The organism is Propioniciclava soli, from assembly GCF_038502305.1.
GTDB classification, from domain to species: Bacteria; Actinomycetota; Actinomycetes; order Propionibacteriales; family Propionibacteriaceae; genus Propioniciclava; species Propioniciclava soli.
The window spans coordinates 3,331,947-3,351,847 of the sequence record NZ_CP115965.1 but is presented as its reverse complement, the minus strand read 5'-3'; the positions used below and the strand labels follow the sequence as shown (position 1 = coordinate 3,351,847).

Genomic DNA, 19,901 nt, shown 5'->3' with positions numbered 1-19,901 from the left:
CATGGGTGTGCTGGCGCAGGCGTGGCAGGAGGTGCGCCTGCACCCGGCCCGTTTCGCGGCGACGCTGACCGCGATCGTGCTCTCGGTGGCGTTCCTGGCCGCCACGCAGGTGTTCGCCGCCACCGAGTCGAACGCGATCACCGAGCGCGAGATGCTGTTCGCCTCGCGCGCGGATGTGGTGGTCGACTCCCACCTGTGGCACTGGCCCGACGCGCGCCTCCAACGCGATGGCGGCCTGGCGTTGGCGGAGGAGACCCTGCGCGACCAGCCCGAGGTGGTGTCCTTCGAACGGTTCAGCCAGCTGTACACGCACCTGAGCAGCCGCGACGCGTTCGCGGGCGTCAAGCTCACCACCTCGCCGATGGATCCGGAGCTGCGGTGGTACGCCCCGAGCGAGGGCCGCTACCCGGAGACGGCCGTCGAGATCGTCCTCACCCGTGACACGGCCGCCGACCTGGGTGTCGGGCTGGGCGACACCGTGCAGCTCAACCTGGCCGACGTCCTGCCCCTGACCGTCGTTGGGCTCACCGACGAGCGCGGTTACGACGACCCGCCCGCCTACGCGATGCACGCGTTGCTGGAGCGAGCGGGCACCCTGTTGCCGCCGCCCGACTACAGCATCCTCATCAATCCGGCCACCACCGCCCGGGAGACCCCCGGCGCGTCCAGCGGCGGCGTCGGCGTCCGACTGCTCGTGCGCACCGCCAGCCCGGACGTGGCGTCGGCGGTCGTCGAGAAGACCCAGCAGGCGCTGTACCGGGCCGGCTTCCTCAAGATCATCGTCGAGCCCAAGGTGGCTGCGGTCGTCCGCGCCGAGGCGGCCGGGGCCGTCGCGGGCGGGGCCGGCTGGCTCAGCCTGCTGGTGACCGGCTGCGGTGCCGTGGCCGTGCTCGTCGGCACGCTCATCATCGCCAACACGTTCACGATCCTCGTCGCCCAGCGCCAGCGCCAGATTGGCCTGCTCCGTGCGGTGGGTGCGACGCGCGGTCAGGTGCTGGCCCGGTTCGTGGCCGAGGCGGGGGTGCTCGGCGCGTTGGGCACGGTGCTCGGGCTGCCGGTGGGGGTGGGGCTCGCCGCCGCGGTGTCGGGCTGGGCCACGCGGTCGCTGGTCCACGGGTTGGTCGTGCCGTGGCTGACGCTGGCCGGGGTGGCGCTGCTCGGCGTCGGGGTCACCGTTCTCGCGTCCCTCATCCCGCTGTCCCGGGCCACCCGCGTCCCGCCGCTCGCGGCGCTCCAGCCGGTGGACGCGGTGCCCCAGGCGGCCCGCCGGTCCGTCGTGCGGGGTGTGGTGTGCGCCGCCCCGGTGGCGATCGGCGCGGCGGTGATGGCGGCGGGGCTGGGGGCTTGGGCCGGCGTGGGCTCGGAGGCCTGGGGGCCGGTGGTGCGCGTCGTGGTGGTGGCCGTGGGCGCGGTTGGCGTCAGCGTGGGCGTCCTGGGCGCGTCGTCGCTGTACGTGCCACCGCTGGTGCGGCTCCTTGGCGCCCCCGTGGTGGGCCGGTGGCCGGAGGCGCGCCTCGCCGTCGCCAACGCCGTCCGCAACCCTGCCCGGGTCGGTGCGACGGCCACGGCCGTCATGCTCGCCGTCGGCCTGATCGTCACCGTGCAAGTGGGCAGCGCCTCGGGGCGGGCCAGCGCGTTCGCGCGGATGGACGAGCGCTACCCGGTCGATCTCGCGCTGCAGTCCGCCGTCGCAGAACCCGACCTCGCCAATCCCAACGGCGCCTGGGCGGGCCCCAGCCGCCGCGACGCGACCGGCCGGCTGAGGGGGTTCGCGCCCGGGGGGCTGGACGCCGTCCGCGCCACCCCCGGCGTGGCGGACGCCGAGCTGCTCACCACCACCGAGCCGCTCCTGCTGTGGACCGGCACGGGCATGATGCGCTTCCTGCCCGCCGCCGTCGTGCCGGCGGGGGCGCAGCGGCTGCTCAACGCTCCCGTCGAGGTGGGTCCGGGCGAGGTCGGTCTCCCGGCCCAGGTCATCTCACTGCTGCAGATCCAGGTGGGCTCGATCGTGATGCTGCAGTCGCTCACCGGGGACCGGGAGCCGTCGCTGCGGGTGGTGGAGAGCAATCTCGGCCCGTCGCTCGCGGTGCTCCACCCGGACACCCTGGCTGCCCTGCGCGCCCACACCCGCGACGGCCTCATTCTGGCGCGGCTGCAGAACCCGGACGACAGCGTGGGCGTCGTCCGGCAGTTGCAGGCGCAGCTCATGGCGGACAACCCGGGCCTCGAGGTGAGCGGGAGCGCCGTGCAGAAGGCCATGCTGCGCACCCTGCTCGACGACGTCACGGCGTTCCTCACGGGGCTGCTCGCCGTGGCCGCGCTCGTGGCGCTGATCGGGGTGGGCAACACGCTCGGGCTGTCGGTGCTGGAGCGCAGCCGCGAGTTTGCGCTGGTGCGCGCCCTGGGTCTGCAACGGTCGGGCGTCCGCCTCATGGTGCTGCTGGAGTCGCTGGCGATCGCACTCGTCGCGGTCGCGGTGGGGCTGGCGTCCGGCCTCCTGTTCGGGTGGGCCGGCGCGGCCGCCGTCGCCCAGGCGTTCGGGCTCAGCACCCCGCCGCTCGTCGTCGACTGGCCGGCCACGCTGCTCACCTGCGCGCTCGTCGTCGCGGCCGCGGCGCTGGCGTCCGTCCTACCCGGACGCCGCGCAGCCCGGGCGACCCCGGTCGAGGCGTTAGCGGACATCGGATGAGGGTCGAGGAGGGAGCGCCCATGGGTGAGGACGTGGTGGCCGAGGCCATCGATCTGGTGAAGGTGTACGGCGAGGGCGACCGCGCGGTCCGGGCCGTCGACGGCATCAGCGCGCGATTCGCCCGCGGCTCCTTCACCGCGATCATGGGGCCGTCGGGCTCCGGCAAGTCCACCCTGATGCACTGTCTGGCGGGGCTGGATCGGGTGACGTCCGGCCGTGTGCTGCTGGGTGGGGTCGATCTGGCGGGCATGGACGACCGCACGCTGACCCGCACCCGGCGGGACAGGATTGGCTTCGTGTTCCAGGCGTTCAACCTGCTACCCACCCTCACGGCCCGGCAGAACATCACCCTGCCCGCGGAGCTGGCGGGCCGCCGCGTCGGGCGGGAGCAGCTGGACTCCGTGGTGGCGCCGTTGGGGTTGGGGGATCGGCTGGAGCACCGGCCGTCGGAGCTCTCGGGCGGGCAACAGCAGCGCGTCGCGATCGCCCGGGCGCTGATCACCCAGCCGGATGTGGTGTTCGCCGACGAGCCCACCGGTGCTCTGGATTCCCACACGGGCGAGCAGATTCTCGCGCTGCTGCGCCAGTGCGTCGATGAGCTGGGGCAGACGGTCATCATGGTCACCCACGACGCCCACGCGGCGTCCTACGCGCATCGCGAGGTGCACTTGTCCGATGGCCGGACGGTGCCGGTGACGGACATCGGGACTTCTGGGCGCCCCGAGCGCTCGGGCGCGCCGACCTGACCAATGCCCGCCTGACCGATGCCCGGCCCCACCCATCTGCTGCACCGGAGCAGATGGGTTGGGCCGGGGCCGGGGTGTCCGGTTACCCGGCCCGGGTGGCGCGGCCGGCCGGGTGGGCAGCGGCCGCAAAAGTTGCCCACAGATTGCCTCACCCCTCTGGTGCGCGCGCTTCGATCGCTCTAGAATAGGTACATGAGTTCGAATAAGGCGAGAGCGGCGGCGGTGGGTGGCGTGATCAGCGCGGCCGCTGCCGACAACCTCGCCGCGCTCGACCATGCCACCGCGCAACTGGAATCGGCCGAGGTAGCGCAGCTGATCTGCTTGGCCAACGCCTGCGACCTCCACCGCATCGACGCCGCCGTCATCGTCGACGGGTGCGAGCGGCTGGTGTCCCTGGGCGGGGACGGGACGCCGCAGGTGGGGGAGTTCCTCGCCGCGGAGGTCGGCGCGATGCTGCGGATCGGGCCCGGCGCCGCGAAGCGCCGGCTGGCGCAGGCGCTGAACCTGCGCCACCGGCACCCCCAGTTGTGGGATCTGACGATGCGCGGGTTGGTCCGCGTGTGGCAGGCGGTGTGGGTCGCGGACGCGTGCGTCGAGGCCGGGATCTCCCAGCAGGCCTGCGCCGTGGTGGACGGGCACTGCGCCGTGGCGCTCGCGATGCAGCCGTTCGGACGCGTCCGCGATCAGCTGGCGGGCTGGATCCTGTTGGCCGACACCGAACTCGCACACGAGCGCGCCGAGCGAACGGCGGGGTGGCGTGGGGTGAGGGTCGAGCCCATCCGCGAGGGTGCGACCGCGCTGAGTGGCAAGCTCGACGCCCGCGATGGCGTTGACTTGGACGACGCGCTGGGGCAACTCGCCCAGCAGCTGCCCACCGACCTGGACTTCCAGCACCGCCGCGCCCTGTCGTTGGGCATGCTGGCGCGGCACGCCTTGGGTCAGGACGAACTGCCCGACGTCGCGTCGCTCGCGCCCGGCGGCCCCGGCACGGGCCGGGGCGCAGGGGGCAACGACGATCCCACGGTGTTCGTCGTGGACGCCGCGGGCTTCGCCGCGCCGCGGCGAACCCCGGCCGACGGACGCGCGGACGGCGACACCGGCGCGGATGCTGCTGGGTTGGACGAGTCGGTGACCGACGCTGCGGCGGGTTGGTTCACGCAGCTGATCGGCGCCACCAAGCCGCGGACGCGCGAGCTAGTCATCCACCTCGACGCCGACGCCTTGCGCCACCCCGAGCGCGGCGTGGCGACCGTGGAGGGCTGGGGTGTGCTGCTGGCTGACCAGCTCGGCGGGCTGCTGAAGGACGCGACGGTGATCTGCCGGCCGGTGATCGACCCCGGCCGGCTCCCCGCCACGGACGCCTACGGCGTTCCGGAGCGGATGCGGCACGCGGTGGAGGTCCGCAACCCGGTGGAGGTGTTCCCGTGGGGTACGGCGCGGGCGCGGGCGTGCCAGCTGGACCACACGGTTCCTTTCGATCATGACGCCCCGTCCGGTGCCGGGCAGACCCGGCCCGACAACCTCGGCCCACTCGGTGCGTTCACGCACCGGGTGAAGACCCATGGGGGCTGGCGGGTCGAGCAGCCGATGCCCGGGGTGTTCTGCTGGGAATCACCGGCGGGGTTCCGCTATCTGGTGACCCCGACCGGCACCACGCTGGTCCGGAGGCCCCCGCCCCGGACGGGGGAGTGGTGGACGGTCGAGCCGCCCGGCTGGCTGGACGAGCCCGACCCACCCGAACACTGCGACCCCCGCGACGACACCCGTGCGCTGACCGCCGTCTGAGCCACCTCTGCGGCGGGCACCACTGCGCCCCAAATGCACCCCTGCGGGCGGTCACCACTGCGCCCGGGGGCGCCACGCATCAGGCGTCCGCAGCCTCCGCCAGCGCGTCGGCCGCCGACGCCGGCGAGGACAATACGCACCCGCCCCGGTCGTCGCCGCCCAGCGCGTTCGCCATCGTCGCTTGGGCGAGCACGATGACGGCACCATCGGCGAGGGCCGCGTCGACGGCCTCGCCGATGAGCCGGTCGAAGGTCGCCGTGTCGCCCACGTGGCGCGCCTGGATGGCGCCCTCCACGATGCGTCCGGCCACCTCGATCCCGGAGCCCGCCTCGTCGGTGAGCAGCCGGGTGGTCGGCTCGAGCGTGGACGCCAGGGTGGCGAGCGCTGTGATGCGGCCGCCACCCGCCTTCGCGAGCGCGGCGGCGCGCCGGGCCATGGGCCGGTCCACCCGCAGGACGGGCACGCGGGCGTCCAGGGCCACGCGGTCGCCGACCTCGCCGATCGAGGAGCAGGTGACGAGGATCGCAGCCGCCCCCCGCTCGGTGAGGTGTTCGACGTGGGCGGCGATCCGCTCGTCGTGGCGGCCGTCGACTCGGTGGCGGACCGCCTCGTCGAGCAGCCAGGCGTCCACGACGTGGAGTTGCTCGGCGTCGGGCATCCGTTCACGGACGAGCGCGTCGAAGCGCACCGCGTTGTCTGGTGCGGTGTGGATGAGGCCGACGATGCGGCCGGCGCGCTGGCCGCCCGGGGTCACGTCTTGCTCCTGGGGTTCATGGGGCTCCTTGCTGGGTGGCGGCATCGATGAACTGCCCGAGCCGGACGCGGAACGCGTCGGCGCGGTGGACGAAGGGAGTGACGGGGGTGGTGGCCAGGGTGGTTTCGGCATCCGTGGCGCCCGCGCGGACGAGCGCCAACAGGGCGGCGGCGGACGCGACGGGCTCGGCGGCGTTCCCGTCCCGGGTCTGGACGTCCGCGAGGGTGGCCTTGATGCGCGCCCAACACCGGGTGCGGCGCAGCAGCTGGCCGATGAGCGTGAGCCCCCCGACCCGTCCGCCGGCCAAACCTGCCTGGGCGTCGATGAGGGGGCGCGGGCCCAGATTCACCGCCGCGGCGCCTGATTATCTCCGGGAGCAGCGAATTCAGAGGTGCAGGTGGAGCCGCAGCGCGTCGTCCAGTTGGGCCATGAGGTGTGTCGGGAGCCGCCCGACGGTCGCACCGAGCCGCTCCAACGAAACCGCGCGAACCTGCTCGCCCTGGGCCTTCGAGTCGGCGTGGATGCCTGTCTCGTGGGCCGGAAGCAGCACCTGGAAGGGGAAGATGCGCGCGATATTGCTCGTCACGGGCACAACGGTGACGACGCCGCGTCCCAGCCGCGCGGCCGTGGCGTTGGCGTTGTCATTGCTCACGATCACGGCCGGCCGGCGCTTGTTGGCCTCGCCCGGTCGAGCGGGCTCCAGATCGACCAGCCTGATCTCACCGCGCAGCATCAGGCCAGACCATCCATGGTGACGGACTCCCACGCGTCGGCGTCCGCTGAGCTCTCCCACTCCGCCCACGCCGTTTCGTAGGCGGATTGGAGTTCGGCATCCCTGAGCAGTCTGATCGCCTGCTTGATGGCGGCGGATCGGGACGTGATGCCAGCCGCAGCGGCGTACTTGTCCAGCGCCGCGACGTCGCTCTCGGAGAGGCTCACGCTCAACTTCACCTGGCTCATGCCACGAGGGTACTCCGGATGTTCCTACCACGGTAGTACCACTTTCCCGGTTCATCACCTCGACGCCGGACGCCGCGAAACCGGGGGTGACCACGGTCGCCGACCGTCCGCCCGAGCTCTCGTAGAGCCGCACGATCACGTCACGGGACCGGTCCGAGGCGAGCTTCACCGCCGCGACGACCGCGTCGGGCGGGTTGAGCAGCCGATGCCGGGGGTTGACGAACCGGCCCGCCCGAACAGCACGATCCCCGCCACCCCACCCGACACGACCCCCGACACGACACTCGTGACGACCCCCAGTGCGCTGACCCTGGCCTTGACCCCACCCTGCCCAGGACACCACTACGCTCGGGGACCGTTCACCCCCGAGGAGGCGAAGCGTGTCCACCTGGATCGCCCAGGGCCAGCTCGCGCTGATCAACGCCCTGATCGTGTTCGTCGTCACGTTCGTGCCGGTCGTGACGTGGCAGTACCGCCGCTACGGCCGCCCCAACGCGGCGCGGCTGTTGGGGGCGTTCGCGCTGGCGTCCTACACCACCGCGTTGCTCACCTACACCTGGCTTCCGCTGCCCGAGCGTGACAGCCTCGTGTGCTCGGCGGCGCCGCGCCCGCGGTTCGTCCCGTTCGCGTTCGTCGACGACATCGAACGGGCGGTGTCCGAGGTGGGGCTGCCGGAGGGGCTGTGGTCGTTCACGGTGCTCCAGGTGGTGCTCAACGTGATCCTCTTCGTGCCGTGGGGCGTCATCGTTCGCCGGTTCCTCCACCGCAGCATCCTCGCCGCGACGCTGAGCGGGCTGGCGGCGTCCGCGTTCATCGAATCGGCCCAGCTGACCGGTCTGTTCGGCATCTACCCCTGCGCCTACCGGACGTTCGACGTGGACGACCTCATCACGAACACCCTCGGTGCCTTTCTCGGCGCGCTGGTCGCGCCGCTCCTGTTGGCCTGGATGCCGCGGGCGCGGGAGCTCGCGGCCCACCGGCACGTCCCGCGCCCGGTCACGGCGCCGAGACGCTGGCTCGGCATGCTCACCGACGCGTTCGCGTTCATGGTGCTGTCGGCGATCCTCTCGGTGCTGACGCTGGTCGGCGCGCTGGTGCTCGGCATCGAGACGGACGCCGGCATCGCCTCGCTCGGCTGGCTGGGCTTTGCCATCACGGTCGGGGTGCCCTGGATCGTCTGCTTCGTCATCCCGCCCTGGGGCGGTCATGCGGCCTCCGGCGGGCAGTACGCCGTGTGGCTCACCCCCCTGTGGCGTGACTCGACCGGCAACCTGACCCGCGGCACGCTCGCCCGGCGTCTCGCGCGGGCGCACGTCGTGCCGGGGCCGATGCTGGTGACGCTGGTGCTCGACGAAGGGCTGGGTCTGGGGCCGGGGTGGAGCCTCCTGTGGGTGCTCGTCGTCGCCGCAGCCGTCCTCCTCGTCCCCTTCACCCGGACCCGACGCTCCCTCAGCGGCGTTCTCACCCGCGCCGAGATGGTCGACCTCCGCACGCTGGACGACATCCCGGACGACCTCCCCGACGAGGGGCACGCTTGAACCATGACGCACCCGCAGATGTTCGACGACGACGATGCCCTCCTGGCTGGCCTGCGCAACCTCGCCCTGTCCTTCCCCGGTGCGCAGGAGAAGGTGAGCCACGGGCGTCCGGTGTGGTTCACGCGCAAGACGTTCGCGTCCTACGGCGGGCACGTGAAGGGATCGCACGGCGACACCTCGCTCAGCCGGGCCCTGCTCTTCAAGCCCGACGCCGACCACCGCGACCTCCTGCTCCGCGATGAGCGCTTCGTCGTGCCCGCCTACGACGGTCCGTACGGCTGGCTGGCCCTCGCGCTCGACACGTGGGAGCCGAGCGCCGAGGAGGTGCGGGACCTGCTGGAGGAGTCCTTCCGCATGACGGCACCCCCGGCACTGGTGCGCGAGCTCGAGGCCTAGGATCGGCTCCGTGATCCGTCTGCGCCCCGACCTCGCCGCGCTGCCCGCCTACAAGCAGGGCCGCATCCCCGACACAACCGAGCGGGTCTTCAAGCTGTCCTCCAACGAGAGCCCCCACGGCCCGCTGCCCAGCGTGGTGGACGCCATCGCCGCGGCCGCGGCCGAGGTGAACCGGTACCCGGAGGCGGCGGCGTCCGCCCTGGCCGACGCGGTGGCGCAGCGCCACGGGCTCACCCCGGAGCACGTCGTGTTCGGCGGCGGCTCGGTGGAGAGCGTGTCGCAGGTGATCCGGGCCGTCGCCGGCCCCGGTGACGAGGTGGTGTACGCGTGGCGCTCGTTCGAGGCCTACCCGCTGCTCGTGGTCGGCGCGGGGGCGACGCCGGTGCCGGTGCCGCTCACCGAGGACGGCCGCCACGACCTGTCGGCGCTGCGGGCGGCGATCACCGACCGGACGCGCCTGGTGATCCTCTGCACCCCCAACAACCCCACCGGCCCCGCCATCGCGCCGTCCGAGCTGGCCGACTTCGTCGCCTCAATCCCCGACGACGTGGCGGTCCTCATCGACGAGGCCTACCTCCACTTCCAGCGGGGCCTGGACGCCGACCCCGGCGTCGCGCTGCTGCGCCGCCACCCGAACGTCATCGTGGCCCACACGTTCTCCAAGGCGCACGGGCTGGCGGGGCTGCGCGTGGGCTACGCGCTGGCCGATCCCCAGGTCGCCGAGACGCTCCGCAAGGTGGCGATGCCGTTCGCGGTGACCACCCTCGCTCAGGTCGCGGCGCTCGCGTCCCTCGCGGCCCAGGACGAACTGGACGAGCGCGTCCGCGGGATCGTCGCCGAGCGCACCAGGGTGACCGACGCGCTCGCCGCCGACGGCTGGCGCCTCCCGGATTCGCAGACCAACTTCATCTGGTTCGGCCTGGGTGAGGACACGCTGGCCGCCAACGAGGTGTTCGCGCGCCACGGCCTGATCGTGCGCGCCTTCCCCGGCGAGGGGTTGCGCGTCACGATTGCCGAACCCGAGGCGAGCGAGGCCATCCTGGCCGCCGCGGCCGAACTCGCCGCCTCGGGTCTGACCAACGGCCTCAGGGCCGGCGAACGAGCTCAGGCCTGAGCGAACGCCTTCACGATCCCGGCGTTGAACGCGGGCAGATCATCCGGCGTCCGGCTCGAGAGCAGGTTGCCGTCGGCGTGGAACTCCTCGTCCACCCACGTGGCGCCCGCGTTCACGAGATCGGCCTTGATGTTCTCCACCGAGGTGAGGGTGCGCCCCTCCACCAGACCGGCGTTGACCAGGATCCAGGCGCCGTGGCAGATCGGGGCGACCGGCTTGCCGGCGCTCATGAAGGCCGTGACGAACTTCTGCGCGTCGGCATCCACCCGCAGGTCGTCGGCGTTGATGGTGCCGCCGGGCAGCACGAGCGCGTCGTAGTCGGCCGCGTCGGCGTCGGCCAGGGTCACGTCGACGTCGAAGTCGTCGCCGCGGTCCCAGTCGCCCTTCAGCGCCGTGATCGTGCCGGGCTTCTTGCTGACCAGCACCGGCTCGCCGCCGGCGTCCTTGACGGCCTTCCACGGGTCGGTCAGCTCGGGCTGCTCGACGCCGCGGTTGGCGAGGAACGCGATCTTCTTTCCGGACAGGTCGGACATGGTGGTGCTCCCTTCGTCTTCCTCCACCGTAGGTCGTCCGCGGTCGGCGGACACCACCCGCAGGTGGGGTAGGTTGCCGGCGTGCACCCCCATCCGATCACCGGCCAGCCGTTCGGCTCGCCCGTGCCGCCCGGGGCGGGCTGGCCCGGCGACCCGGCGGACGCCGCCACCCCCGTCGCCCACGACGCGGCCGGGGTGGCCGCGCTCGCCGCAGCCGCCGCCAGCACGCAGGCCTTGGACGCCGCCGTGTCGGTCTGCCGCGCGTGCCCCCGGCTGGTGGAATGGCGCGAGTCCGTGGCGGCGACCAAGCGGGCCGCCTACGCAGGCGAGCCCTACTGGGGACGCCCCGCGCCCAGCTTCGGTGACCCGGCGGCGTCGGTGCTGATCGTCGGGCTCGCCCCGGCGGCGCACGGCGCCAACCGGACGGGCCGCATGTTCACCGGCGACCGCTCCGGCGACTGGCTGTACGCCGCCCTCCACCGCGCGGGCTTCGCGTCCCAGGCGCGCGCCACGCACACCGGCGATGGGATGCAACTGCGCGGCGTCCGCATTGCCGCGGCCGTGCACTGCGCCCCGCCGGCCAACCAGCCGACCACGGCCGAGCGGGCCACCTGCGGCCCATGGCTCGACCGGGAACTGCAGCTCCTCGAACCGCAGCTGCGCTCGATCCTGTGCCTGGGCTCGATCGGCTGGGACGCGGCGCTGGTCGCCCTGCGCCGCGGCGGGTGGGAGGTGCCCCGCCCCAAGCCGCGGTTCGGCCACGGCGCGGTCGCCGAGGTGGCCACGCCCACCGGACGCGGCGTCCGGCTGGTCGGCAGCTACCACGTCAGCCAGCAGAACACGTTCACCGGCCGGCTCACCGAGGCCATGCTGGACGCGGTGTTCGCCCTGGTGTGAGCCGCAGTCAGCGGGGCGGGCCCAGCAGGCCCAGCCGCGCGAAGGCGTGCGCGAGGCCGTCGGCCTCGACGTCGTCGGTGACCAGATCGGCGGCGGACTGCACGTCGGGGCTCGCGTTGCCCATGGCGACGGCCGTGCCGCAGGCGGCGAACATCGGCAGGTCGACGGTGGCGTCGCCGAAGGCGACGGTGTCGGCCCGGTCGGCACCCAGGTGGGTCAGGAGGGCGTCCACGGCGTACGCCTTGGTGACACCCGTGACGCCGACGTCGCCGAACAGCGCCTCGGCGCCCCGGCCGCCCCAGGTGCCGTGCTGCAGGTGGCCGAAGGCGGCCACGCAGGCGGTGTGGTCGTCCGGGGAGCCCAGGAGGTAGCTGACCTTCATCGCGTCGGCGCGGTACAGCTCGCCGCCGAACACCATGCCGTGCAGCACGACGCGGTCGGCCGACACCTCGGGCTTGGCGCGTCCGCTGCAGAGGTACACCAGGTGCCCCGCCGCGCGCGCCTGCCTGATCGCGGCGACCGCGGAGGCCGGCAGGTCGTTGTGGTAGTCGACCAGCGTGCCGTCGACATCCAGGAACAGGATGCGGCGGGCCATGTCAGTGGACGCCGACCGGCAGGTCGCCGTCGACATCGGCCGGCTTGCGGACGAAGAAGCTCGCGACGACGGCCAGCACCCAGACGCCCCCGGCGAACAGGAACGCCCAGTGGGAGCCGGAGAGCAGGGCGGCGGCGTCCGGCAGGCCCTGGGCGAGGGCGGCGTCCGACATCGTGGAGAACACCGTGACGAACAAGGCGGTGCCCGCGGCGCCGGCGACCTGCTGGATGGTGCCGACCACGGCCGAGCCGTGGGAGTAGAGCGGACGCGGCAGCGAGCCGAGCGCGACGGTGAACAGCGGCGTGAACACGAACGCGAACGACGTGCTCAGCGTCATGTGGCCCAGCATGACGGCCCACCACGGCGTCGCCAGCGTGAGCGTCAAGAAGAACCAGAACACCCCGAGCACGACGAAGCTGGCGGGAATGACGAGCACGCGCGGGCCGAAGCGGTCGTAGAGGCGTCCGGCGATCGGCCCGATGAGGCCCATCATGATGCCGCCCGGCAGCATCATGAGCCCGACCTGGATCGGCTCGAGCCCGAAGCTGCGCTGCAGCAGCAGCGGCAGCATGATGACCGAGCCGAACAGCGCCATCATGCCCAGCGCCATCATCGTGAGCGCGACGGTGAAGGTGCCGTGGCGGAAGACGCGCAGGTCGAGCAGGGCGGTGTCGGTGCGCTGCAGCCGGAGCTGACGCCACACGAACAGGGCCAGGAACACCAGGCCAGCGACGAGGGCCACGGGGGCCTCCCAGGCGGCGCCCCCCTCACCGCCGCCGCCTTCACCGAGCATGCTCATGCCGAAGATCAGCGGCCCGAAGCCGAGCGCGGTCAGGGCGATCGAGGCGGGGTCGAGGGGAGTGAGGCGGTGGTCGCCGGTGTTGCGGAGCTTCCAGACGCCGAGCGCGAGCATCAGCAGCGCGATGGGCAGCACGGTGAGGAAGATGAAGTGCCACGAGCCGAGCTGCAGCAGGAAGCCCGACAGCGTGGGGCCCACCGCGGGGGCCACGGCGATCACGAGCGAGATGTTGCCCATGACCGCACCGCGGCTGTGGGGCGGCACGAGGTTCATGATCGTGGTCATGAGCAGCGGCATCATCATCGCGGTGCCGGACGCCTGCACGATGCGGCCGGTGAGCAGCAGCGCGAACGAGGGCGCCACGGCGCACACCAGCGTGCCGAGGCAGAACAGCACCATCGCGGTGACGAACACCTGGCGCGTGGTGAAGCGGTCGATGAGCCACCCGGTGATCGGGATGACGACGGCCATGGTGAGCATGAACGCGGTGGTGAGCCACTGCGCGATCCGCTCGGTGACGTCGAAATACGCCATGATCGCGGGCAGGGCGACGTTCATGGTGGTCTCGTTGAGGATGACGGTGAAGGCCGCCACCAGCAGGATCGCGATGATCGAGCGGTTGCCGGACGCCGTGGGGGCCGGGGCGTCGCTGAGCGTGGGGGCGGCGGACATGGGCGTCCCTTCGAGACGAAAACGGGAAGCGGCCGGAAGCGGCCACGATTCAGGTTAGGCCACGCCGCCGGTGAAACGTAACAGTGTTGCCGTGATTTGGCGCTCGGCCTCGGCGCGCGTGACGGTGGGGACGCCGTCGTCGGCCTGCGGCCCGTAGCGCCCGAAGAAGGCGTGGACGGCCCCGGCCACCACGACCTCCTCGTGGACGGGCGGGAGCCGGTCGCGCCCGGCCTCGAGGCCCTCGGGATTGATGACGCCGTCGTGCTCGGCGAGCAACGTCAGGGCGGGGAAGGCGGCGTCGCGCAGGTCGACGCCGTTGCCGGGGTAGGCGCCCAGCAGCACGAGCCCGGCGACGGCGTCCTTGTGGCCGGCCGCGTACTGCGCCGCCATGGCGCCGCCGAGGGAGTGCCCGCCGACCACGACGCGCAGCCCCGGCGCCAGCGAGGCGGCGACCGTCTCGGCGCGGTCGATGCCGGTGAAGGCCAGGTCGGCGCCGAACTCGGGGATGAGCGTCGTCACGCCCCCGGACGCCAGCGCGTGGCCGATCCACTCGTAGGCCTGGGGCCGCACGAGCGCGCCGGGGTAGAGCACGAACGCCAGGGTGGCCGGGCGGTCGGTGGGCTCGACGACCAGTACGGTGCCGCCGGCGTCGGCGAGCCGTGCCCGGGAGGGGGCGGCGTCCGCCACCACCGCGTCCTGCCCCACGACGAGGGGCGCGCGGACGACGAGGGGTTGCAGGATGCCGATGCCGTACCCCAGCAGGCCCACCAGCACGACGAGGAGGGCCAGGCGCAGGCCCCCGGAGCGTTTCTTCGGCACGCCTGGCAGCGTAGTCAGCCGGTCACGCCGTCGAGGCCCACCCACGCGGCCGCGTCGGTGCCCAATCGGCCGTCGGTCAGCTCCGCGGACGCCACCAGCACCTCGCCGGCGGGCAGCTCGACCGGCTCGGCGCCGAAGTTGACCACGACCACCACCGCGCCGCGGGTGAACGCCAGCACCTCGCCGCCGTCGAGGGCGTGCCAGGCGAAGGCGTCGGTGCGCAGGTCGGGCAGGTCGCGGCGCAGGTGCAGCGCGCGGCGGTAGAGGTTCAGCGTCGAGGCGGGGTCGGCGGCCTGGCGCTCGACGGTCAGCTCGGCCCAGTGCGCAGGCATGGGCAGCCACGGGTCGGCGTCCGCGCTGAACCCGAACGGGGCGGCGTCACCCGACCACGGCAGCGGCACCCGGCAGCCGTCGCGACCGCGGATCGTGTGGCCCGAGCGCTCCCACACCGGGTCCTGCAGCACGGCCTCGGGCAGGTCCTCGACCTCGTCGAGCCCCAGCTCCTCGCCCTGGTAGATGTAGGCCCCGCCGGGCAGCCCCAGCTCCAGCAGCGCGGCGGCGCGGGCGCGGCGGCGTCCCCGTTCGATGTCGGTGGGCAACGCCAGCAACTGTGCGGTGAGGTCGATCGGATCGCCGGCGGCATCGCTGGGTTGGGTGAAGTCGCGCCCGGTGACCGGCTTGCCGTAGCGGGTGGCCACGCGCGTGTTGTCGTGGTTGCCGAGCACCCAGGTGGTGGGCGCGCCGACCTCGGCGTGCGCGGCCAGCGTCGTGGCGATCACGGTGCGCTGCGAGGCGGCCGACCACTCCGAGATGAGCGCATCGAAGTTGAAGGTGGTGTGCAGCCGATCAGGCTCGACGTAGGAGACGAGGCGTTCGATCGGGTCGAGGTAGGCCTCGGCAACGAACACGCGCCCGCCCAGTTCGGTGTCGGCGTAGGCGTCCGCCACGCGGCGCCAGCGGCGCTGCACGTCGTCCAGGCCCGGGACGTCCCAGTGCGGCATGCCGGGGCGCTTGGTGTTCGTGCCGTACCCGGTGGCCGGGTCGAGCGGGGCGTCCGGCAGCGCCGGATCCTTCACCATCGAGTCGGCCACGTCGATGCGGAAGCCGTCGATGCCCCGGTCGAACCAGAAGCGCAGCACGGAGTCGATCTCGGCGCGGACGGCCTCGTTCTCCCAGTTCCAGTCGGGCTGGGAGGTGTCGAACAGGTGCAGGTACCACTGACCGGGCGTGCCGTCGGGGTTGGTCGTCCGCGTCCAGGCGGGGCCACCGAACAGCGAGCCCCAGTTGTTGGGAGCCTGGTCGCCCCCGGGGCCGCGGCCGTCGCGGAACAGGTACAGCGCCCGCTCGGGCGAGCCCGGCGTCGCGGCCAGCGCGGCGCGGAACCACGGGTGGTCCCAGCTCGCGTGGTTGGGCACCAGGTCGATGAGCACGCGCAGGCCGCGCGCGTGGGCGCCGGCGATGAACGCGTCGGCGTCGGCGAGCGTGCCGAAGTCAGGGGAGATGTCACGGTAGTCGGCCACGTCGTAGCCGCCGTCGAGCAGCGGCGACGGGTACCACGGGCTCACCCAGACCGCGTCGACGCCCAGATCGGCCAGGTGGTCGAGCCGGTCGATCATGCCGGCGACGTCGCCCGTGCCGTCGTTGTTCGCGTCGGCGAACGAGCGCGGGTAGATCTGGTACACCACGGCGTGGCGCCACCAGTCGGCGGCGAGGAAGTGCGGGTTCGGCGGCGCGGCGGCAGAGTCGGTCACGTGCCACCAGCCCACCACCGCCGCGGCGGTCAGGTCAAGCCTGCGCGCTCTCGGTGATCGCCGCGCGCAGGTCGGCGATCGGCGCCTTGGGCGTCCGGTCGGGCCAGGTGAGGCCGTTCTGCTCCTGCAGGGTGTCGGTGAGCTGCGTCCAGCACCAGCCGGCCAAACCCGAGTCGGGTCCCACGGCGTCCACCAGTGCGCTGACCCGTTCCACCAGCGCGGACGCCGAGCGCACGCGTCCGTACCCGCGCCACGCCGCCTGGTCGCTGTCCAGCGACACCCCGCCGAACTCGCTGAGCACCACCGGGGTGCCCTCCAGGGCCAGGGTGCGGCCCAGGCGGCGGGGCGCGCCGACGACCAGCCGGCGGGCACCCGGCCGGCGCCACGCGAGCGTCGCGGCGATCACGCCCGGCAGGTAGCGGCGCTTGAGCTTGGCCGGCTCGTGGGAGTAGTCGTGGACGCCGATGACGTCGCCGGTGACGTGCTCCCAGCCGTCGTTGCCGAGCGCGAGCCGCGTCGGGTCGAGCGCCTTGGCCAGGGCCTGCAGCGCGACGACGGCGTTCTGCTGCCGCAACTCGCGCGCCACGCGCGGGATGCCCCAGCTCTCGTTGAACGGCACCCACGCGATGAGGCTGGGGTGGTTGCGGTCGCGCGCCACCAGCTCGGTGAGGTTGGCCGTCGTCCGCTCCAGCGCGGCCGGCGTGAAGAGCTGGGCGGCTGGCAGGTCGGCCCACACGAGCAGGCCGAGCTCGTCGCAGGCGCGCAGGAACCGCGGGTCGGCCGACATCTGGTGCATCCGCAGCCCGTTGAAACCCAGGTCGGCGATGAGCTGCGCCTCGGCGCGCAGCGCCTCCAGGGAGGGGGCGGTGAACTGGGAGTCCGGCCAGTACGCCTGCTCGAGCACGAGCCGCAGGAACGTGGGCCGCTCGTTGATGCGGACGGCGCCGCGCACGGCCCGCACGGTGCGCAGGCCGGTGTAGGAGGCGACCTCGTCGGCCACCGCGCCGTCGCTGACCAGCTTCACGTCGACGTCGATGAGGCGCGGGTGCTCGGGCGTCCACAGCAACCGCTCGATGGGCACGGTGCGGGCGTCACCGAGCCGCACCTGGAACTCGACCTTCGGCCCGGTGGCCTGCAGCGTGATGCGGGCCAGCAGCACCCCGTCGTGGGTGAACGTCGCCTCCACGCTGTGCCTCCCGGACGCCCCGCGCGGCAGCCCGGCCAGCGCGATGCTGCCGGCCAGCGTGCCATCGGTGTCGAGCGGCGTCCAGGCGACCGACGCGATCCGCAGCGCCGGCACCTCCTCCAGCCACACGCTGCGCCAGATGCCGGAGCTGCGCCGGTACCAGATCACCTCCGGGTCGGCCGTCCAGGCCTGCTTGCCGCGCGGCAGCTCCAGGTCGCGCGCGTCGTCGGACGCCGCGACGACCAGGGTGTGGGTGTCGCCCTCGCCGTGGCGCAGCGCGTCGGTCACGTCGAGGGCGAACGGGGTGTACCCGCCAGCGTGGCCGCCGACGAGGTGGCCGTTGACCCACACGCGGGCGTCGTGGTCGACCCCCTCGAAGTGGAGCAGCACGTGGTGGCCGGGGGCGGGGTCGGCGGTGAACGTGCGCCGGTAGCGCGGCTCCTCGCAGGTGTCGACGCCGAGGCCGGACGCCGCCGACTCGGGCGGGAACGGCACGACGATGCTCTGGTCGAACGTCAGGTCGGCGGGGTTGTCGCCGGGGGCGCCGGTGGTGAACTCCCAGTCGCCGTCGAGGCTGGCCCAGCCCGGTCGGGCCAGGGTGGGGCGGGGGTGGGAGCGGAGGAGGGACGCGCGGTCGTCGGCGTCGGCGGTGCTGCGCATGGTGCCGACCCTAGCCGCCCCGCACGTCCCGGGGGGCGAGCGTCGTGAGCGCGACGGCGAGCACCAGCAGGCCGGCCCCCACCCACCCGCTGGGCGCCAGCCGCTCGCCGAGCACCACGGTGGCCAGCACCGTCGCGGTGACCGGTTCGAGCAGCGAGACCAGCGCCCCGGTGGTGCTCGACTGGGTCCGCAGGCCGCGGAAATAGGCGAGGTACGCGACGGCCGACGGGACGAGGCCGAGCGCGAGCAGCCAGGCGAGGGCGGCGGGGGTGGGCGTGAACGCGATGCCGCCGGTGGCGGCGGCCACGCCCAGCACAGCGGTGCCGCCGGCGAGGAACGCGCCCGCGGTGCCGGTCGCGTCGTCGTAGTCGGCCACTGGCCGGGCGCCCAGCAGGCTGATCGCGGCGAAGCTCGCGGACGCCAGCAGCGCCAGCGCCAGCCCGGTCAGGGTGCGGCCGGCGTCCGCCCCGGTGGGCGCGGGCGCGCCGGCCAACAGGGCCAGCCCGGCCAACGCGAGGGCGAGCGTGAGCCCCAGCCGCGCGGTGGGGCGCAGGTGGCCCGTGGCCGCCTCGACGGCGATGACGACCAGCGGCGTGGCGCCGATCACCACGAGGGTGGCGACCGCGACCCCGACGAACTCCAGCGCCGAGAAGAACCCGAACTGGAACAGCGCCGATGCGGCGGCGATGGCCGCCACCCGCCGCCAGCCGGCCCGGGTGCGGGGCCAGCGGGCGCTGCGGGTGGCGCAGACGAACGCGAGCACCAGCAGCCCGCCCACGAAGATGCGGTAGCCGGCGACGGCAAGGAAGGCCAAGCCCGTCTCGGCGCGGAGGAAGGTGCCGATCGTGCCCGAGGTGCCCCACGTGAGCCCGGCGAGGACGAGCCACCCGAGGCCGGGGGCAGGGGCGGAGCGCACGGCGCCCAGTCTCCCACGCGGCCGCCGTCCGGCCGCCCTACGCTGGCGGCATGGGATTCCTCCTCGTCGGCTGGGGTTACCGCTCGCGCGCCTGGTGGGAGGCTGCCCGCGGCACCGGGGTGGAGTGCCTCGGCGTCGTCGTCCGGACGCCGCGGCCCACCCCTGCGCCCACGTTCACCTCGCTCGAAGACGCCCTCGCCGCCACCGGGGCGCGGTTCGTCGTCGCCTCGGTGGACGCCGCCGCCGCGCCCGACGTGGTCCGGGCCTGTGTGGCGGCCGGCGTCGGGGTGCTCACCGAGACCCCGCCCGCCGCCGACCCCGACCGCCTGCGCGCTCTGTGGGCCGACGTGGGCGCCAGCGACCTGGTCCAGGTGGCCGAGCAATACCCCCGCTACCCCTCCCACGCGGCCCGCCGGGCGCTGGTCGCGTCCGGGATCATCGGGACGCCGACCCAGGCCCAGGTGTCATCCACCCAGCTTCACCACGCCGCCGCGCTGATGCGGTTCCACCTCGGCGTCGCTCCCGGGCCGGCCACCGTGCGCGCCACCACGACCACCGCGCCGCTGCTGCAGCCCCTCACCCGCGCCGGCTGGACGGGCGCCACCGAGCCGGAGCCGGCCACCACGACGCACGCCGTGATCGACCTCAAGGACGGCCGCAGCGGTGTGTACGACTTCACCGACAACCAGACCCGCAACCTGCTCCGCGTCCGCCGCCTGGTCGTCCGCGGCACCCACGGCGAGCTGGACGGCGAGGACGTCGTCGCCTGGGGCGGCCCCGAGACGGTGCTCACCAGCCGCATTGAGCGGCGCCAGGCCGGCCACGACCTCGACATGTCCGGCTTCGCCACCCGCACGCTCGCTCACGGCGCCGACGTGCTGTGGCGCAACCCGTGGCCGGGCAAGGCCTGGTCCGACGACCAGCTCGCGACCGCCGACCTCCTCGCCGCGACGGCGCGCTGGGCCGACGGCGAGGGCAAGGAGCCCTACCCGCTGCGCGAGGGCTGCCAGGACGCGGCCATCGGCTTCGCCATCGAGCGCGGAGCGGCCGGCGGCGAGGCGGTGCGCCTCACCGACGAGCCGTGGTGGTGA

At 73.6% G+C, this 19,901-nt stretch carries 18 protein-coding genes and 1 pseudogene; 8 read left to right on the top strand and 11 right to left on the bottom strand.

Features of this window, described 5'->3' with window-relative positions:
- Position 1 precedes the first annotated feature (1 nt).
- The 3 genes and pseudogenes from PCC79_RS15140 to PCC79_RS15130 all read left to right on the top strand — a co-directional run bounded on the left by PCC79_RS15140 (position 2) and on the right by PCC79_RS15130 (position 5,220).
- A complete protein-coding gene (locus PCC79_RS15140) occupies positions 2-2,689 on the top strand; it encodes an FtsX-like permease family protein (RefSeq protein WP_342372321.1) in 2,688 nt (895 codons plus the stop codon).
- 26 nt (positions 2,690-2,715) lie between these two features.
- Positions 2,716-3,435, top strand: a pseudogene (locus PCC79_RS15135) (ABC transporter ATP-binding protein); the annotation flags it as partial.
- A gap of 192 nt (positions 3,436-3,627) precedes the next feature.
- Positions 3,628-5,220: a DUF222 domain-containing protein gene (locus tag PCC79_RS15130; protein ID WP_342372320.1), complete on the top strand. Its 1,593-nt coding sequence runs from the start codon at positions 3,628-3,630 to the stop codon at positions 5,218-5,220.
- 79 nt (positions 5,221-5,299) lie between these two features.
- On the opposite strand, the gene PCC79_RS15125 is transcribed toward PCC79_RS15130, so the two are convergent.
- Genes PCC79_RS15125 through PCC79_RS15110 form a run of 4 tightly spaced genes read right to left on the bottom strand, consistent with a single transcriptional unit; the run spans position 5,300 to position 6,934 of the window.
- Entirely contained in the window at positions 5,300-5,974 is a 675-nt protein-coding gene (locus PCC79_RS15125; protein ID WP_342372319.1) for an aspartate/glutamate racemase family protein, read from the bottom strand.
- 16 nt (positions 5,975-5,990) lie between these two features.
- Positions 5,991-6,323 carry a hypothetical protein gene (locus PCC79_RS15120; protein WP_232547249.1) on the bottom strand — a complete coding sequence of 111 codons (333 nt, stop codon included), beginning with the start codon at positions 6,321-6,323 and terminating at the stop codon, positions 5,991-5,993.
- A 36-nt stretch (positions 6,324-6,359) separates the two neighbouring features.
- Complete coding sequence (locus PCC79_RS15115) at positions 6,360-6,707, bottom strand: type II toxin-antitoxin system PemK/MazF family toxin (RefSeq protein WP_269778961.1); 348 nt, start codon at positions 6,705-6,707, stop codon at positions 6,360-6,362.
- The gene (locus PCC79_RS15110; protein ID WP_232547250.1) at positions 6,707-6,934 is read right to left on the bottom strand and encodes a ribbon-helix-helix protein, CopG family; all 228 of its coding nucleotides are present in this window, start codon (positions 6,932-6,934) and stop codon (positions 6,707-6,709) included. Before PCC79_RS15110 ends, PCC79_RS15115 begins: the two co-directional genes overlap by 1 nt.
- Positions 6,935-7,314: 380 nt before the next feature.
- Between PCC79_RS15110 and PCC79_RS15105 the strand changes: the two genes are divergently transcribed.
- The 3 genes from PCC79_RS15105 to hisC are packed head-to-tail and all read left to right on the top strand — an operon-like array spanning position 7,315 to position 9,982.
- Positions 7,315-8,472: a VanZ family protein gene (locus tag PCC79_RS15105; protein WP_342372318.1), complete on the top strand. Its 1,158-nt coding sequence runs from the start codon at positions 7,315-7,317 to the stop codon at positions 8,470-8,472.
- 3 nt (positions 8,473-8,475) lie between these two features.
- Positions 8,476-8,868 (top strand): MmcQ/YjbR family DNA-binding protein, encoded by a 393-nt coding sequence (locus PCC79_RS15100; RefSeq protein WP_232547252.1) that lies wholly within the window; start codon positions 8,476-8,478, stop codon positions 8,866-8,868.
- Positions 8,869-8,878: 10 nt separating this feature from the next.
- On the top strand, positions 8,879-9,982 hold the full coding sequence (gene hisC / locus PCC79_RS15095; protein WP_232547253.1) for a histidinol-phosphate transaminase: 1,104 nt from the start codon (positions 8,879-8,881) through the stop codon (positions 9,980-9,982).
- Here hisC and PCC79_RS15090 read toward each other — a convergent pair.
- Positions 9,973-10,515, bottom strand: coding sequence for a type 1 glutamine amidotransferase domain-containing protein (locus PCC79_RS15090; RefSeq protein WP_232547254.1), 543 nt, complete (start codon positions 10,513-10,515; stop codon positions 9,973-9,975). The two genes, hisC and PCC79_RS15090, sit on opposite strands and share 10 nt — an antisense overlap.
- Before the next feature lie 81 nt (positions 10,516-10,596).
- Here PCC79_RS15090 and PCC79_RS15085 point away from each other — a divergent pair, with 81 nt between their 5' ends.
- Positions 10,597-11,412 (top strand): uracil-DNA glycosylase, encoded by an 816-nt coding sequence (locus PCC79_RS15085; protein ID WP_332836128.1) that lies wholly within the window; start codon positions 10,597-10,599, stop codon positions 11,410-11,412.
- A gap of 7 nt (positions 11,413-11,419) precedes the next feature.
- Here PCC79_RS15085 and PCC79_RS15080 read toward each other — a convergent pair whose 3' ends face one another.
- Genes PCC79_RS15080 through PCC79_RS15055 form a run of 6 tightly spaced genes read right to left on the bottom strand, consistent with a single transcriptional unit; the run spans position 11,420 to position 18,810 of the window.
- Complete coding sequence (locus tag PCC79_RS15080) at positions 11,420-12,007, bottom strand: HAD hydrolase family protein (protein WP_232547256.1); 588 nt, start codon at positions 12,005-12,007, stop codon at positions 11,420-11,422.
- A gap of 1 nt (position 12,008) precedes the next feature.
- Positions 12,009-13,478 carry an MDR family MFS transporter gene (locus tag PCC79_RS15075; protein WP_342372317.1) on the bottom strand — a complete coding sequence of 490 codons (1,470 nt, stop codon included), beginning with the start codon at positions 13,476-13,478 and terminating at the stop codon, positions 12,009-12,011.
- A gap of 54 nt (positions 13,479-13,532) precedes the next feature.
- The gene (locus PCC79_RS15070) at positions 13,533-14,297 is read right to left on the bottom strand and encodes an alpha/beta fold hydrolase (RefSeq protein ID WP_342372316.1); all 765 of its coding nucleotides are present in this window, start codon (positions 14,295-14,297) and stop codon (positions 13,533-13,535) included.
- A 14-nt stretch (positions 14,298-14,311) separates the two neighbouring features.
- A complete protein-coding gene (locus PCC79_RS15065; protein ID WP_342372315.1) occupies positions 14,312-16,048 on the bottom strand; it encodes a glycoside hydrolase family 13 protein in 1,737 nt (578 codons plus the stop codon).
- 34 nt (positions 16,049-16,082) lie between these two features.
- Positions 16,083-17,894, bottom strand: coding sequence for a sugar-binding domain-containing protein (locus tag PCC79_RS15060; protein ID WP_342372314.1), 1,812 nt, complete (start codon positions 17,892-17,894; stop codon positions 16,083-16,085).
- Positions 17,895-17,904: 10 nt separating this feature from the next.
- Positions 17,905-18,810 (bottom strand): DMT family transporter, encoded by a 906-nt coding sequence (locus PCC79_RS15055; protein ID WP_342372313.1) that lies wholly within the window; start codon positions 18,808-18,810, stop codon positions 17,905-17,907.
- A gap of 50 nt (positions 18,811-18,860) precedes the next feature.
- Between PCC79_RS15055 and PCC79_RS15050 the strand changes: the two genes are divergently transcribed.
- Positions 18,861-19,901 (top strand): hypothetical protein, encoded by a 1,041-nt coding sequence (locus PCC79_RS15050; protein ID WP_342372312.1) that lies wholly within the window; start codon positions 18,861-18,863, stop codon positions 19,899-19,901.